This window comes from Paenibacillus sp. FSL K6-1230 (assembly GCF_038002385.1).
In the GTDB taxonomy this organism is placed as follows: domain Bacteria; phylum Bacillota; class Bacilli; order Paenibacillales; family Paenibacillaceae; genus Paenibacillus; species Paenibacillus massiliensis.
In genome coordinates this window covers 974599-990355 of sequence record NZ_JBBOCK010000001.1, presented here as the reverse complement: position 1 = coordinate 990355, position 15757 = coordinate 974599, and the positions used below count along the sequence as shown (strand labels likewise).

Genomic DNA, 15757 nt, shown 5'->3' with positions numbered 1-15757 from the left:
CCGTGCACAGCCTGTCAGCTCCCGTTTCACCAAGAGCATATGCCCGTCCGGGAACGATTATGATGGCTGAAGCATGAGAATTTCTCTAAGCTCCTCCTCTGTCCAGAAGGATTCATCCGTCTCACCAGAGTGTAGCACTTCTTCTACCAAATTCTTCTTTCGCTGCTGCAGCTCCACCATCTTATCCTCGACCGTATGCTGAGTCACTAACCGGATGACCTGGACAGCATTCTTCTGTCCCATCCGATGGGCCCGGTCCATCGCTTGCTGCTCTACCGCAGGATTCCACCACAGATCAAAGAGAATGACCGTATCGGCACCCGTCAGATTCAGTCCGGTACCACCCGCCTTAAGCGAGATGAGGAATGCGTCCCTGCTTCCCTCGTTGAACTCGGCACATAGCTCTACTCTTTCTTTGGGCGGAGTCTGACCATCCAGGTAGAAGTATTGCACACCAAGCTGCGTGAATTCACGACGTATCAGGTCCAGCATCTGGGTAAATTGCGAGAAGATCAGCATCCTGCGTCCCGAGCTGCGGCATTCCTCCACGATCTCAAGCAGCTGCTCCAGCTTGGCGGAGCTACCTGTGTAGCCTTCCACGCACAAGGCTGGATGACAGCAGATCTGTCGGAGCCTGGTCAGTCCGGCCAATATACGGATGCGATGCTTGTGAATCGTATTGTCATCCAGATGCTTCAACGTATCCTGACGAAGCTTCGCGAGGAAGGCAGCGTACAGCCGCTTCTGCTCAGGAAGGAGTTCCGACACCTGAAGATACTCCATTTTCTCCGGCAGTTCTGTAAGCACATCCCTCTTCAGTCGCCTCAGCACGAAGGGTCTTATTCGCTTAGCAACCTGCTCTCGGCTTAACGCCTGGAAGTCCTGCTTGCTCTGGAGCAGGTCTGGAAATACCACATGAAAGATGGACCACAGCTCCTCCAAAGCATTCTCAATTGGTGTGCCTGTCAAAGCGAACTTTTGTCTGGCCACAATCCCTCTGACTGCCTGCGCCGTCTGCGATGTATGGTTCTTGATTGCCTGCGCTTCATCCAGAATCATCGTATGGAAGACCATTCCCCCATATAGCTCTTTGTCCTTACGAAGCAACGGATACGAAGTAATAACCACATCCTGCTCGGACCACGTCTCCAGTGATCCTGTGCGTTCAGAACGTTCACCATCAATAATCATCGCCCGTAGCTCTGGTGCGAACTTCCGTAGCTCATTGGCCCAGTTATAGATCAGGGAAGCGGGGGCAAGCACAAGCGCTGGCTGCCTCCGTTCCCGAATCTCCGGCAGACTGGAGACGATATAAGCAATACTCTGCAGCGTCTTGCCAAGCCCCATGTCGTCGGCCAGTATGCCACCGAAGCGGTAGCGCGCGAGTGTCTTCATCCACTGGAATCCATACTTCTGATATTCACGGAGCACGCTCTCCATTCTCTCAGGCAATGCAGCCCTCAACATCTCTGGGTGCCCCATATCCTCCATGAATTGACGCAGGGCCTGTCCAGACTGAACAACCGTTCCGCGCTCTAATAGCTCTGTCAATTGAAAAGCCCGGGCCACCGGAACGCGAATGCTTCCCCCCTCCAGTTGGGTATGAGTCACCCCGGCTTCGTTCATCAGAAGTACAATTTCCCTGAATTCCTCGGTATCCAGCGGCATAAGCGCTCCCTCGGGAAGCCGATAGTACTTGCGCTTCAGCTCTAGCGATTGCAGTAGCTCACGAATAGCCGCTTCATCCATGCGATCCACTTGAAAGCGAAGCTCCAGCCAATCCGTTCGTTCATCGACATCAACCGTAATTCTTATAGGGGCAGGGCCTTGATACAGCCGTTCCTTGACTGCCGAGGTCGCATAGATGTCCAGCAGCTGCTCCAACTGAGGGACTGTATGATACAGGAAGTCATATTCCGCTGCCTCATCCTCCATGAAGTAGCCGCTGTCCGTTCTCGCAAAAGCGCTATGCTCCATTAAGGATATAATCTGCTGCTCCTGCTCTCCATCCCGCATCAGGATATACCCACGCCCACCATGGCCGGTAGATGACTCCTCTAACGGATTCAGGACAATGTCCCCATAGGTGAATTCGAGACTCGCCAGCAAACGTTGTCTGATCCGGTCTAGGTACAGCTTCGCTCGGAGTGGATGCCTTACAATCTGATCCGCTACCGCAGGCGCCACTGTGACACTGCCCAGCTTACGAAGACCAGGAATCACCTTCTCCATGAAGGATTCCATCTGCTCTGGCTGAATCCGAATCTCTCGTTGGCGGGAAGTATCCAGCAGCTGCTTCAACTCGGACAGACGACGGCAGGAGTCTGGCGAGAGAGGGATCATTTTCCCCTCATACAAGGCCGCTCCGTAAGGCTCTAGCAGCAGGATGTCATCCAACCGCTCGATTTGGAGCGCATATTCCTCCACCTGGCCCTGTGCCTGATCAAAACGGAACTCCAGCAGTTCAGCACCCTCCACCACGTGAACCCCTGAATACAGTGTCCCGTCTTGCTCTAGACGTACCGCAGATGAACGGCTCAGTAGCGGACGAAGCGTCTTCCAGAAGGAAGGGGGAATGAGCAGCATGCGCTCACCGCTAATGCTTCGTCCCTGATGTCCACTCCCCTGTGAGGTCTGCTTATACCAGAGCTCATGATGGTAAATGGCTACCAACTGCTGCAGGATATCATCGTCCTCGGTACGGAAGCAATTCACTGCTGGATCATAGGTGTAGCTCTTGGAGAAGGGAAAGGGCTGTCGATGCTCAATCGCTTCCAGAAAAGCCCGCAGCTTCTGCACGATATACATCCTCTGTGTCCCCAGCTTCAGCTCCAGCGCAAGCATGTAGGTGCGACTCCCGGTAGGAAATGGCCTTAACAGGAACTCCATCTCGACCAGCGTGCGATGCTCCAAATAAGGTGCAGCCGCTGTGGGGCGTGGGGGGCGTTCAGAGAATAGCCCCAGCACACCATTAGCCAGTCGTGTCTGACTGGACACCAATCCCTGGCGTCCTTGACGCTGAGTGCCCACCGTGCCATGACGCACCTGCATCTCACCTGCTCGCCCAGTCCAGCCTGTGGTAGACGTACCTCCAGAGGTCCTTGTACCAGATGATGCATACCCCTCTGACCCCGTGCTGTTTGCTGCCGCTCCTCCATCATGACGAAGCTCGTGAATGTGTAGCAGTACTGCAGCAATATGTGCGCAAAAATAATCAGATGTAGCATGGCTTGGACAGTCACAATCCGCCTTCACATCACCATCTTGGTCAATTTCCACGTATACTTCATATCCGATCCCGTCTCGTACCATAGCCTTGTATACATTTACCTCAGGATTGTAGCTGGTGAGGAGGACTTTATCGTCCTGCAGCAGAGCTTCCCCTTCATTGCAGGTTTCTCTGCCGCAGAGTAGCTTAATGACACGAATCGTCAATGGAAAGCTCATTGCTCGTAATCCTCCCTGTTCTCCTTCGTACATCACCGTACTGGATAATTTCGCTCTATACTCTATCATACCAGAAAGCCGCATGCCAGCAGTGAACACACTGCCAGATAGCCTACTGGCATAAATCCCTATTCACACTATGGACACTCATGCGCCATCCGCTCCAAGGCTATAGGGGTGCAGCCTGCCAACACAGGGTCTGTATTCAGAAGCATACTTACTCCATGGAGGAAATACATTTATAGGAGTGGGATTTATCTGCTTATTGGGGCATCATGCCACTAATCTGCGGTGAGATCGACCAACAGGGCATTATATTTTACAGGTATGAAGGAGATGGGTGAGACAATATGGAAGATCCTCGGCTAACACTCTGCATGATTGTCAAGGATGAGGAAGCTTGCCTGGCACGCTGTCTTGAAAGCGTTCAGGGAGTCGTCGATGAGATGGTCATCGTGGACACTGGTTCCAGTGATCAGACCGTTGCAATCTGTGAGCAATATGGAGCTACTGTACTTCATTATGAATGGCATGATGACTTCTCCGCTGCTCGTAACCATGGATTGCCCCATGCCACTGGAGATTGGATTCTGTGGCTGGATGCAGACGAAGCATTGGATACGTACGACGCGGCCTACGTCAAGGAGCTGCTGCGAGAAGAGGAAGATCATGTGCTCTCTGTGCATCTGATTAATTACGTTAACGATACACGCAATGCGGATGATGCGTTTCATATTGCTCAGACGCGCTTATTTCGCAATGGAAAGGGATTCAAATTCCGGGCTACCATTCACGAGACCTTGAACATTACTGAAGCCTTGTCTCCTGAGGAGCTTCCTACAGCCATCAAGCTACTGCCCGTGCGAATCCATCATGAAGGGTACACTGAATCCGTTATTGCCAATAAAAAGAAATCTGAACGCAACCTGAATCTTCTCCTGAAAGAGCTCGGTAAAGAAGGCCACAGCCCATGGATTGAATATCATCTTGCCAGTGAATATGCTCATCTTCAGGAATACGAGTCAGCCTTTGCTTATGTGAATCGTTCGATCAAAGGTTTTCTGGAACAAGGCGTAGCTCCACCATCACTGCTATACAAGCTCAAGTATTCGGTTCTAATCTCTACAGGAAGCGCAGAGGGCGCATGGCCTGGCATTGAGAAAGCCATTGAAATGTATCCTGACTATGTAGACCTGCATCTGTACAAGGGTATTATTCTTTATTTAAAAGGCTGGTACGAACAGGCTCATGAAGCCTTTGACCACTGTCTGGAGATGGGCGAAGGTAATCTCGCGCACCTGACTCTCCGTGGCTCAGGCAGCTTTCATGCCTGGTATTACAAAGGTCAATGCTACGAGCAGGAGGGCCAGCTAGAGCAGGCGCTTCACGCCTACTATCAGTCACTTAGCTTATCTTATACTTACACCCCAGCTTCAGATGCCTTAATACGGCTTAACGAGCTATTGAAGGCATGACGTGCGTAATAAGCAAATAAGCAACTCGTGTTCGTGCAACAGGCCAGTCAGGAATCACTTTGACCGGCCTGTTTTACTTATTTCTTTCTAGATTTATGTAGGATTTAGCAGCAATGGATTTGTACATGCTGCTAGTCGCAGCAAAGCCCCTCTTCCAGCCTCGTATCGGATGTATGTATTTAGTGAATATAGAGCTTAGGTATTAGAAAAAAAGCCGCTATTCCATGACGGAACAGCGGCTAATATAAGACAACCTGGTTATTCGGTAAAGGTAAATCAACAACTCCTAGTATAAGAGTAAGAAGTGCACCCGCTGTGTTAGCTCCGAAAATAGAGATGGCCGTAAGGCTCGTTCCCGTGTTTCTCCTATGGCTCCTGTTACTACCGTAATTCCTATTGGCACTGGTCCAACACTTTCAATACTGTCTTCAGCTTACTATCAAGCAGCAATTCCTTCTTGATCGTTTCCTGCAATGTGGACTGAACACTCTTATTTATAATCAGAAGTTCACTAATCGTAGCAGGAATCGTCAGACCTGGCAATGTACCTACAGCATATTGAATCTTCTCTGCTTCTGCATTAATGACGTGACCTAATCCCAGCTCTTCCATCGCAATGGATGCTAAGAGCAAATTAATTGCTTCGTCTCTTGTTAAGGTTATGTTAGGATTAATATTAGGTATGTTCGGTTGAGACATGCTATCACTCCTCAGCTCAATTTTTGGTATCTCCTTCTACATAATCGATGAACACCTGAAGGAATATACTCTGTTCCGATTCAGGTATTTCTCCAGTTCAGCACAGAAGATATCTTATTCTATGTAGTAGCTAATGATCCGTGATACATGCCAAGCCTAACTTCTCTATGCGCTGCTGATATGCTGAACCGCACTAAAAAAGACTCCAAATCCACGATTAGAGTGGAATTGAAGTCCTACTGGTCTGAATGAATGGTGAAGATTGATTATTTCGGCATTAAAATGCAGGTACAGATACCTCACCAAATTTCTTTTCAATTTACTAGTGAATATAGAGCTTAGGTGTTAGAAAAAAAGCCGCTATCCCATGACGGGACAGCGGCTGATATAATTTACTAATTATTAACTCAAGCGAATTACAGTCATATTAGTTGGGGCATCCGTAGCCAATGTTGCTGCACCAAGTACACCCGTCAATTGCAACTGTAGCGTTGCGTTCGCTGGAACCGTAACAATAAAATCGTTAGTAAATGCAGATATACCCAGCACTGGAGTTATGACTGATTGAGGTATTGCTGCACCATTCAACAACACCTGTGAACTCAAGAGAAGTGCTGCAGTCAAGTTAACTGAGTAAGACACAAAGTAATTGCCCGCATCGGTCAATGTGATAATAGTACTCGTTCCATTGAATGCTGTTCCTGGTCCAATCACCTGGTTATCCGGTAAAGGTACATCCACAGCTCCTAGTACAAAAACAAGAGTTGCACCCGTTGTGTTAGCTCCAAAAATAGAGCTGGCCGTAAGGCTGGTTCCCGTTTCACCCGTGGCACCCGTTGCTCCAGTTACTCCTGTTGCCCCCGTTTCACCTGTCGCTCCGGTTACTCCAGTTACTCCGGTTTCACCCGTCGGACCTGTCGGGCCGGTTACTCCCGTTTCACCTGTGACTCCTGTTCCACCAGTCGCTCCGGTTTCACCCGTCGGACCTGTCGGGCCGGTTACTCCCGTTTCACCTGTGACTCCGGTTCCACCAGTTGCTCCGGTTTCGCCTGTCGGACCTGTCGGGCCAGTTACACCCGTTTCACCCGTAACTCCTGTTCCTCCGGTGGCTCCGGTTTCGCCTGTCGGACCTGTCGGGCCAGTTGCTCCCGTTTCGCCTGTAACTCCTGTTCCACCAGTTGCTCCGGTTTCGCCTGTCGGACCTGTCGGGCCAGTTACACCCGTTTCACCCGTAACTCCTGTTCCACCAGTCGCTCCGGTTTCGCCTGTCGGACCTGTCGGGCCAGTTGCTCCGGTTCCACCTGTAGCTCCTGTTCCTCCTGTGGCTCCGGTTTCACCCGTCGGACCTGTCGGGCCGGTTACTCCCGTTTCACCTGTGACTCCTGTTCCACCAGTCGCTCCGGTTTCACCTGTCGGACCTGTTGGGCCAGTTACACCCGTTTCACCCGTAACTCCTGTTCCACCAGTTGCTCCGGTTTCACCTGTCGGACCTGTTGGGCCAGTTACACCCGTTTCGCCCGTGACTCCAGTTCCTCCAGTGGCTCCGGTTTCACCCGTCGGACCTGTCGGGCCAGTTGCTCCCGTTTCGCCTGTGGCTCCGGTTCCTCCAGCGGCTCCGGTTTCACCCGTCGGACCTGTCGGGCCAGTTGCTCCCGTTTCGCCTGTGGCTCCGGTTCCTCCAGTGGCTCCGGTTTCACCTGTCGGACCTGTCGGGCCAGTTGCTCCCGTTTCGCCTGTGGCTCCAGTTCCTCCAATGTCTCCCGTTTCACCTGTCGGACCTGTTGGACCTGTCGGGCCAGTTGCTCCCGTTTCGCCCGTGACTCCGGTTCCACCTGTAGCTCCTGTTCCTCCTGTGGCTCCGGTTTCACCCGTCGGACCTGTCGGGCCAGTTGCTCCCGTTTCGCCTGTAGCTCCTGTTCCTCCTGTGGCTCCTGTTTCACCTGTTGGACCTGTCGGGCCAGTTGCTCCCGTTTCGCCTGTAGCTCCGGTTCCTCCAGTCGCTCCGGTTTCACCTGTTGGACCTGTCGGGCCAGTTGCTCCCGTTTCGCCTGTAGCTCCGGTTCCTCCAGTCGCTCCGGTTTCACCCGTCGGACCTGTCGGGCCAGTTGCTCCCGTTTCGCCTGTGGCTCCAGTTCCTCCAGTGGCTCCGGTTTCACCCGTCGGACCTGTTGGCCCGGTTGCTCCCGTTTCGCCTGTGGCTCCAGTTCCTCCGGTTTCACCTGTCGGACCCGTCGGACCTGTCGGGCCAGTTGCTCCCGTTTCGCCTGTGGCTCCAGTTCCTCCGGTTTCGCCTGTCGGACCTGTCGGGCCGGTCGCTCCCGTTTCGCCTGTGGCTCCTGTTCCTCCAGTGGCTCCGGTTTCACCCGTCGGACCTGTTGGCCCGGTTGCTCCCGTTTCGCCTGTGGCTCCAGTTCCTCCGGTTTCGCCTGTCGGACCTGTCGGGCCAGTTGCTCCTGTTGCTCCTGTTGCTCCTGTTGCTCCGGTAGCGCCAGTTGCTCCCGTAAATCCTGTTGGAACAGGCCCGGCACTCTTCAATACGGTCTGGAGCTTACTATCAAGCAGCAATTCCTTCTTGATCGTTTCCTGCAAGGTGGACTGAACGCTCTTGTTCACAGTCAAGAGTTCACTGATCGTCGCAGGAATCGTCAGACCTGGCAATGTACCCACAGCATATTGAATCTTCTCTGCCTCTGCATTAATGATGTGACCTAATCCCAGCTCTTCCATCGCAATGGACGCTAGGAGCAAATTAATTGCATCGTCTCTTGTTAAGGTTATGTTAGGACTGATATTAGGTATGTTGGGTTGAGACATGCTATCACTCCTCAGCTCAATTTCTGGCATACCCTGTTACACAATCGATGAACACCCGAAGAAGTACACTCTGTCCCAATTCCGGTTGATTTCCGGTACAGCACAGAAGATATCATATTCTATGTCGTAGCAAGTGAACTGTGATACGTGCAAAGCCTATCTTCTCTATCACTATTAAAATATGCTGCACCTCGACATCTCACAATCTTGGTCTGAATTTGTCCTCACCGTCTCGAGTATCCCCTTTGAATTCTATGCACAAAGTATAAGAATGATGGCAGAACTGGACATGCGGGTACACGAAAAAAGACTCCAATTCCACGATTAGGGTGAAATTGGAGTCTTTCAGGTCTGATTGCATGGTGATGAGAGCTAATTTCTACATTAGAATGCAGGTACAGATACCTCACCAAAGTTCTCTTCCAGGTATTTTGCTACTTCTGGTCCGGTCATACGCTCTGCCAGCTTCTGAATGGGCTCAGAGTTAGCGTTGTCTCCACGAGCCACAAGTGTGATCGCGAAGCGGTCGTCCGTCTTCTCGGTAATGAAAGCATCCTTCTTCGGTGTCAAGCCGAGAGGACTTGCATACGCAGGATACATGGCCACCGCATCTACATCATCATAGGAACGGGCCAGCATCAAGAGATCTACTTCCTTGAAGACATAATTCTTCTTGTTCTCCACGATATCAGCCTGCGTTGCGGCATATCCTGCCCCTTCTCTCAGCTTGATCATGCCATTCTGCTCGAACATAACAAGCGATCTGCCAACGTTGGTGGAGTCGTTGGGAATCGCAATAACGGCACCCTCTGGCAGCTCATCTATACTCTTATATTTCTTGGAATACGCGCCGAAGAGCGCATGATAGATCGGCTTTACTGCGACCAGATCAGATCCGTTTGCTTCATTATATTGCTCCATAAAGGGCACATGCTGGAAGAAGTTCGCATCCACTTCATTGTTCGCCAGAGCCGTATTAGGCTGTACATTGTCAGAGAGTACCACGACCTCCAGATTAATGCCGTCCTCCTTGAGCAGTGGCTTGACTACATCCAGAATATCCGTCATTGGCGGAATAAGAGATGCTACCTTCAGAGTCACTTCCTCAGCGGGAGCAGACTCCGTATTCTTGGGCTCGCTTGCCTGCTGCCCACAGCCGGCTCCTACTAACAGGATCATTGCCAGCAATGCCATCATCCAGGTGCTTCTCATTTTCTGCTTCATTTTCTTAACCCCCAACATATTCTCTTTTTTTGACTTGCTCTTCATGGTTGCCGATCTGTGAGTGTGGATAGACACATTTCTCAATATCTGATTTTTAAGTATTCGAGCAATCAATACATACTATAGCCTTATGACTCAGCGCTTGTCCAGCCATCGCGCTATGGTATTCCCTGTGAACTGGATCGCCTGCACAAGAACAATCATAATAATAATTGTAAAAAACATAAGCTCCGTCTCAAAGCGTTGATAGCCATAACGAATGGCAAAATCACCAACACCGCCACCTCCAACGACCCCCATAACGGTAGAATAGGAGATAAAGGTAATCGTGGCCGTCGTCAGACCTAGCGTCAACCCTGACCGTGCCTCAACGTACAAGAACTTGTATACCATCTGCAAGGTGGAAGCTCCCATGGAGGAGGCTGCCTCCATCACGCCTTTGGGTACATCCAGCAATGCCTGCTCGACAAGTCGGGCATAGTAAGCAATCGCCACCACGGATAGTGGAACAGTCGCTGCAATCGTCCCCAGTGCCGTACCGACCACAAGCCGGGTAAACGGAATCATGAAGACCACTAGCAGCAAAAACGGAAACGAACGGATAATATTCACCACACTGTTGGCTATATTGAATATGATTCTGTTCTCATACTTCTGCCCAGGCCTGCACAGCATCAGGATCGTACCGAGCGGAAGACCAACCAGTACGGCCGCAGCAATCGAGACACCCACCATAATGAACGTCTCACCAATGGCCTGCCAGATCTGGGATTGATAATGGATAAGATTCGCTATCAACTCGTCAAACATCCGTCCGCTCCCCTCTCCCTTGCTCTACCCGAAAGGTCCGCACCAGACGCCCCTGCTCCATTTCGGCTACACGATGGCAGAAGCTCTTCATCACCTGCATATCATGGGTCACGAGTACGATCGTTGCCCCGTATACTTTATTGGCGTGACGGAGTACCTCCAGGATCTCCTCTGTCGTCTGCGGGTCGAGCGCAGAGGTTGGCTCGTCACACAAAAGCACCTTAGGGTGATTCGCCAATGCGCGAGCAATAGCGACCCGCTGCTTCTGTCCACCACTCAGCTGTGCCGGGTACTGCTCCAGCTTGTCCGCAAGTCCCACGAAGTGCAGCAGCTCCTTCACTCGCTTCGCACGCTCACGCTTCGGAATGCCTGCCAGCTCCAGGGGCATGGCTACATTACCACCCACCGTGCGGTTATGGATGAGATGATAATGCTGAAATATCATCCCGATCGAACGAATGGCTGTTCTTAGCTCATTTCCTCGCAGTCGGGTCATATCCTGTCCGTCTACCTGGACAATCCCCTGATCTGGCCGTTCCAGCATGTTGATCATACGGAGCAGAGTGGATTTCCCGGCACCGCTGGCGCCGATAATACCATAGATCTCCCCTGCCTCGATCTCTATAGATACGGAATCGACTGCCGTATATGTGTGTTCTTTTCCCACATAGCTCTTGCTCACTTCCTGCAGCGAAATCATGGAGTCCCCCCGAAAAAAGATGATATGTCTCGGCCACCGACCGATAAAGAACTTGAAAAAAGCCCGCTAGGCCGAACTAGGCGGCCACGCGAGCAAGTTCACTCAACAAATTATATTACCATACCATTACAAGTTCAGGGTAGTGAAAAGACCTATAAATTAACCAGTCTACATCCGGTTAAGGTCTCAGCCTTGGGCCTGATGCTGAAGTACTTAGGTAACAGTGGATGCGTTAAGCTTTTGTACTGTCATCCGCTTCATAACGCAGTCCCCACTGGCCACGCGCCTGATCCAGCAAGCGCATAATGCCCAGAGACTCCTCCCATGTCATGACCGGGCTCTCAAGAAGCCCCTCCTGCAGACATCTTCCCACCTCTTCAGCCTCATAAGCGTAGCCTGCAAATTCACGATCATCCTTAATGACCACAGGCTCTTCACCGTCCACATATAGTGTTGCTGAATCCGAGAAGAGGAAGCGCGGGATATGAATGTAGCCTTTGGTTCCGTGGATGAAAGCATCATTCGGTAGCCCCAGTCGGATCGCTCCATTCAGCATAGCCGTGCGTCCTTCGCTGTAGGACAGCATGATTGAGAACTGCTCGTCTACCCCTGTCTCACCGATATGGGCCGTACTAGCCATACGTTCCGGGTTCGGACCAAATATCATGGAAGCAAATGATACTGGGTAGATGCCTGCATCCAACAGTGCTCCCCCTCCCAGCTCAGGATTCAAGAGACGATGATTGGGGTCCCATTCCATACGGAAGCCGAATTCAGCCTTGACCAGCAGCACGTCACCAATCTTGCCCTCAGCCAGCCACTCTCTCACCTGACGAATCGGCTTCAGATAACGTGTCCACATCGCTTCCATGAAGAAGAGCTGCTTCTCCTTGGCAACCGCCAGCACCTCTTCCAGCTCCGCACTGTTCATCGTAACTGGCTTCTCGCAGAGGACTGATTTTCCCGCATGAAGGGCACTAAGGATGTTCTCCTTATGCATCGGATGTGGAGTACCAATGTAGACGACATCTACCTCCGGGTCCGCCAACAACTCTTCATAACTGCCATATGCCTTGGGTATATTGAATTGCTTAGCAAATTTGTCTGCGCTTTCAATCGTACGTGAAGCTACCGCATATAATTCCCCATTACTAGCATGAGCCAAGTCCGCTGCAAATTTCTCCGCGATCCATCCTGTACTAATCAAGCCCCACTTCACACGTTTTGCTTCCTTCATATCAATTCTGCCTCCCTGAGTGCAATTTGAACTGCATCCGCGTCGCTACCTTGTAGTGTTGTACATACACGAATACAGGCGTAAGCGTGATATCTGTCTTGAAGCTGAATGCTTATTCCAATTCTCATTCTATCAGATTATAGACAGCTATGTCGCATCAACGACAAAAAGGGAGTCAGGCTTCACCTGTGCTCCCTTTAGACAGCTATATTTTATCAATTAAGAAGGCTTTAATATTGGGTATTACCGGACTGGCTTGTCTTGCCAGAGGCGAAACCTTTGAACAACGTAGGAACCTTGCTATAGCGCGTATTGGTAATTTTGGCAGTACTGGAGCTGCTGTCAGTTCGGAAAATAGAGTCCTTCACATTGGAAATATTGGAGTTCTCCAGCGTAAAGTTCACACGATAGCTACTTCCTCCATTCTGACGGGCCAGCTTGCCAATGTCATCCGCGCGGAAGTTCTTGATGTTAATAGTGCCAGAGGCGTTAGCCTGGAAGACCTTGTCGTAGGCCTTGAAAGCCCCGCCACCAGTAATGTTAACTGTTCCCGAGGATTTCAGCGTCAATGCATCTTCGCCTACATCAAGCCAGGTGACATTGCTGATTGTGGCATTTCCATATACGTGTACACCATCAGCTGCTGGAGCATCAATGTATACGTTTTTGAGTGTCGCATTATTTTCAAGTCGGAAGATTGGCTTTTGATTCTCGGCCTGACTGCCATCACCAAGCGTCTTCGGATTCGCCACAAAAGTCTTCCCTTTACCATCATAAGTCTTGCCCGCTTCAACTACAATCGTCTTGTCCACTACTTCTGGCGCGGCTTGTACCGGGGAAGCCCCCCATGTTATCGTTAACAATAATCCAGACAATAATATAGCTAATCCCTTTTTCACTAGAAACCATCCTTCCTATACTTTAGTATAGTACCACCCGCAGTAGTCTCTGGATCAGGAACGCAATGGGTCAATGGAAGAGATGTGCACCTCTCTCCATATGTAACCGCTATCAATAAATGCTACTTAAAAATGGGCTGACCGTTGTAGGCGATATCTGACTAAATTATACATAATTTTCCCATAAAAACAATATATTTTCATGACATTTTTCTTTATTTTTTTATTTTATTTCCAAATCAAAAAAAGAAAATTGGCATCTTGATTTCCCTCTAGCAAAAAAAACGAATCTCCTGTGCAGAGATTCGCTCTTGTTTCTCATCTATTTCCCTCTTGATCTTCAATGTACAAGTCGATTCATCTTAGAAGCCCTGATATTGCGGCTCCTCATCCTCTAGCTGCTGTACTCTGCTTTGAACCTGATTCACAATCTGCAGTGTTTGCTGCGCAGCGTTCGTGAACAGATTTTTGGCATCTTCATTTTGCGTCGATAATGCAAATTGCTCTAGACTCGCTTGAGCACTCTTCAAGGATGCCAGACAGGTCTTCACATCGGATGCTACAGTCATGTGTACTCACCTCCCTACTCTCGGTCATATCTTGACTGGATTATTATGACGAGCTTTCCACTCCTCTATTCAAATGGAAGCTATCGCATAAAAAACAGGATAAGCAGACATCCTGTGATATATGACTACTAAATTTCGTGACCCAAGGAAGGGAGCAAGCTTATGCCTGAATGGTTAATCGTATCCTATCGCACATTGGTCGCGCTGGTGGTACTCTTCTTCATGACCAAGCTGCTCGGCAAGAGACAGGTGTCCCAATTGTCCCTGTTCGAATATATTACCGGAATTACGATCGGTAGCATTGCAGCCTATATCCCGTTGGAAAGCGAAGGGACCTGGTATCTTGGTGTCATCTCCTTGATTGTCTGGGTGGTGGCATCGCTGGGCATCGAATATGTTCAGATGTACAGTAAGAAGGCACGGGATTTCATGGATGGGAAAGCAACGGTTGTTATCAAGGATGGCAAGGTGCTGGAGGACAATCTCAAGAAAGAGCGCCTGACCTCGGATGAGCTCATGGAGCAGCTTCGTGCTAAGAATATATTCAAGCTATCCGACGTTGAGTTCGCGATTATGGAACCCAGCGGAGTGCTGAATGTATTACCCATGAAGGAAAGTCAGCCTTTGACTCCCTCTAGCCTGGGCATTAAGGTCGCACCTGAGCAGTCACCGCAGATCGTCATTATGGATGGTAAAATTCTGGATTCTCCTCTATCCGAGCTGGGACTCAACAGAGAATGGCTCTATACCGAGCTGGATAAGCTTGAGCTGACTACGAGTAGTATTTTTCTGGCTCAGGTTGATTCCTATGGACAGCTGTATGTCGATCTGTATGCAGATGATCTGATTGTTCCGCAGCCAGAAGAAAGAGCCATGTTACTGTCTACTCTCAAAAAATGCGAGGCTGATCTGGAGATGTTCGCCCTGTCTACAAGGCAGAAGAAAGGAAAACAGCTCTATGAGCAATGCGCAAGCCAGCTACAGCAGGTGATTCAGGAGATCAGACCGCTGCTCGGACGCTAATTTTTTGCCTGATTGATCTCAGGCATACCGGATTATCTTCGCACCCTGTGCATTTGTCCCCATATAATGGAGTATTCCAAGACTCCAGGAGGGCAATATCCATATGAACAGACAACAATTCGAGGCGATCATGAGGCAGAATATCGTAGGAGCCGCCCAAGCGCTGAACTATAGCGGAGCCTCCTTTGCCGACTTTGAGAATTCACGCAGTAACCCGCAATATTGGAACATGACAGATCAGGGAGGCTTTCGCATCCGAAAGGAAGTCACTCCCGCTGAAGGGATACGTGATATCTTCAGAAACGGAAGAATGTATGCCTTTGAGTGTGCAACCGCCATGGTGATTGTGCTATATAAAGCTGTGCTGGACTCGATTGGTGAACAGCAATTCAATCGGCTATTTGCCAATATTCTGCTCTATGACTGGCACTATGACGAGGATCTGAGGCTTATCCAGGTCCAAGGCAGCCACCGGGCTGCTCCCGGAGATATTCTATACTTCATCAATCCGGATGTATCGCCAGAGACGCCTGAGTGGAAGGGTGAGAACACGATCAAGCTCAATGATACGATGTATTATGGGCACGGAATGGGAATTCTGCCAGCGGAGGAGATCATTGCATCGCTGAACAGACACCGTAGACCAGGAAGTAATCGCTCCGCCTATTTAACCGAGAATATCGTATTCCCTGACTTCGCCTATCTGTCCCAATTCGCGCCTGTAGCGAACCGTATTCCTCCTGAGTGGCATGCAGCTTTACAGGCTATGGAAGCAGGCCACGGCATATTCCCTTCTCCGCATGACACAACGGCGCCTGCCGTTACCGCTCGGGTAGGCAGACGCCGTTACATTCAGTAAT

The 15757-nt window shown here is 50.3% G+C and carries 12 protein-coding genes; 3 read left to right on the top strand and 9 right to left on the bottom strand.

All coding sequences use genetic code 11. The features are described from left to right. Positions 1–57: 57 nt before the first annotated feature. Positions 58–3447 carry a DEAD/DEAH box helicase gene (locus tag MKX74_RS04320; RefSeq protein WP_341177605.1) on the bottom strand — a complete coding sequence of 1130 codons (3390 nt, stop codon included), beginning with the start codon at positions 3445–3447 and terminating at the stop codon, positions 58–60. A gap of 350 nt (positions 3448–3797) precedes the next feature. Here MKX74_RS04320 and MKX74_RS04315 point away from each other — a divergent pair, with 350 nt between their 5' ends. Beyond that, positions 3798–4922: a glycosyltransferase gene (locus MKX74_RS04315; RefSeq protein ID WP_341177604.1), complete on the top strand. Its 1125-nt coding sequence runs from the start codon at positions 3798–3800 to the stop codon at positions 4920–4922. Positions 4923–5315: 393 nt separating this feature from the next. Here MKX74_RS04315 and MKX74_RS04310 read toward each other — a convergent pair whose 3' ends face one another. The 8 genes from MKX74_RS04310 to MKX74_RS04275 form a co-directional block, all read right to left on the bottom strand. Then, positions 5316–5621, bottom strand: coding sequence for a hypothetical protein (locus tag MKX74_RS04310; RefSeq protein WP_018885230.1), 306 nt, complete (start codon positions 5619–5621; stop codon positions 5316–5318). A 402-nt stretch (positions 5622–6023) separates the two neighbouring features. Continuing rightward, entirely contained in the window at positions 6024–8435 is a 2412-nt protein-coding gene (locus MKX74_RS04305) for a BclA C-terminal domain-containing protein (protein WP_341177603.1), read from the bottom strand. A gap of 384 nt (positions 8436–8819) precedes the next feature. Further along, positions 8820–9659 carry a MetQ/NlpA family ABC transporter substrate-binding protein gene (locus MKX74_RS04300; RefSeq protein ID WP_018885232.1) on the bottom strand — a complete coding sequence of 280 codons (840 nt, stop codon included), beginning with the start codon at positions 9657–9659 and terminating at the stop codon, positions 8820–8822. 135 nt (positions 9660–9794) lie between these two features. Further along, positions 9795–10469 (bottom strand): methionine ABC transporter permease, encoded by a 675-nt coding sequence (locus MKX74_RS04295; RefSeq protein WP_018885233.1) that lies wholly within the window; start codon positions 10467–10469, stop codon positions 9795–9797. Beyond that, complete coding sequence (locus MKX74_RS04290; RefSeq protein WP_018885234.1) at positions 10462–11169, bottom strand: methionine ABC transporter ATP-binding protein; 708 nt, start codon at positions 11167–11169, stop codon at positions 10462–10464. The genes MKX74_RS04295 and MKX74_RS04290 overlap by 8 nt, the downstream gene beginning before the upstream one ends. 232 nt (positions 11170–11401) lie before the next feature. Next, positions 11402–12406, bottom strand: a complete 1005-nt coding sequence (locus MKX74_RS04285; RefSeq protein ID WP_018885235.1) for a Gfo/Idh/MocA family protein — start codon at positions 12404–12406, stop codon at positions 11402–11404. Positions 12407–12636: 230 nt separating this feature from the next. Continuing rightward, positions 12637–13305: a pectate lyase gene (locus tag MKX74_RS04280; protein WP_018885236.1), complete on the bottom strand. Its 669-nt coding sequence runs from the start codon at positions 13303–13305 to the stop codon at positions 12637–12639. 362 nt (positions 13306–13667) lie between these two features. Next, the gene (locus tag MKX74_RS04275; RefSeq protein WP_018885237.1) at positions 13668–13874 is read right to left on the bottom strand and encodes a DUF1657 domain-containing protein; all 207 of its coding nucleotides are present in this window, start codon (positions 13872–13874) and stop codon (positions 13668–13670) included. Positions 13875–14036: 162 nt separating this feature from the next. Here MKX74_RS04275 and MKX74_RS04270 point away from each other — a divergent pair, with 162 nt between their 5' ends. Beyond that, positions 14037–14897 (top strand): DUF421 domain-containing protein, encoded by an 861-nt coding sequence (locus MKX74_RS04270; RefSeq protein ID WP_018885238.1) that lies wholly within the window; start codon positions 14037–14039, stop codon positions 14895–14897. 103 nt (positions 14898–15000) lie between these two features. Beyond that, on the top strand, positions 15001–15756 hold the full coding sequence (locus MKX74_RS04265) for a protein-glutamine gamma-glutamyltransferase (RefSeq protein ID WP_018885239.1): 756 nt from the start codon (positions 15001–15003) through the stop codon (positions 15754–15756). Position 15757 lies beyond the last annotated feature (1 nt).

What these genes read in the sequence shown, in the direction of transcription:
- MKX74_RS04320 (WP_341177605.1), bottom strand. Translation starts at nt 3,447, where the DNA reads ATGAGCTTTCCATTGACGATTCGTGTCATTAAGCTACTCTGCGGCAGA.
- MKX74_RS04315 (WP_341177604.1), top strand. Translation starts at nt 3,798, where the DNA reads ATGGAAGATCCTCGGCTAACACTCTGCATGATTGTCAAGGATGAGGAA.
- MKX74_RS04310 (WP_018885230.1), bottom strand. Translation starts at nt 5,621, where the DNA reads ATGTCTCAACCGAACATACCTAATATTAATCCTAACATAACCTTAACA.
- MKX74_RS04305 (WP_341177603.1), bottom strand. Translation starts at nt 8,435, where the DNA reads ATGTCTCAACCCAACATACCTAATATCAGTCCTAACATAACCTTAACA.
- MKX74_RS04300 (WP_018885232.1), bottom strand. Translation starts at nt 9,659, where the DNA reads ATGAAGCAGAAAATGAGAAGCACCTGGATGATGGCATTGCTGGCAATG.
- MKX74_RS04295 (WP_018885233.1), bottom strand. Translation starts at nt 10,469, where the DNA reads ATGTTTGACGAGTTGATAGCGAATCTTATCCATTATCAATCCCAGATC.
- MKX74_RS04290 (WP_018885234.1), bottom strand. Translation starts at nt 11,169, where the DNA reads ATGATTTCGCTGCAGGAAGTGAGCAAGAGCTATGTGGGAAAAGAACAC.
- MKX74_RS04285 (WP_018885235.1), bottom strand. Translation starts at nt 12,406, where the DNA reads ATGAAGGAAGCAAAACGTGTGAAGTGGGGCTTGATTAGTACAGGATGG.
- MKX74_RS04275 (WP_018885237.1), bottom strand. Translation starts at nt 13,874, where the DNA reads ATGACTGTAGCATCCGATGTGAAGACCTGTCTGGCATCCTTGAAGAGT.
- MKX74_RS04270 (WP_018885238.1), top strand. Translation starts at nt 14,037, where the DNA reads ATGCCTGAATGGTTAATCGTATCCTATCGCACATTGGTCGCGCTGGTG.
- MKX74_RS04265 (WP_018885239.1), top strand. Translation starts at nt 15,001, where the DNA reads ATGAACAGACAACAATTCGAGGCGATCATGAGGCAGAATATCGTAGGA.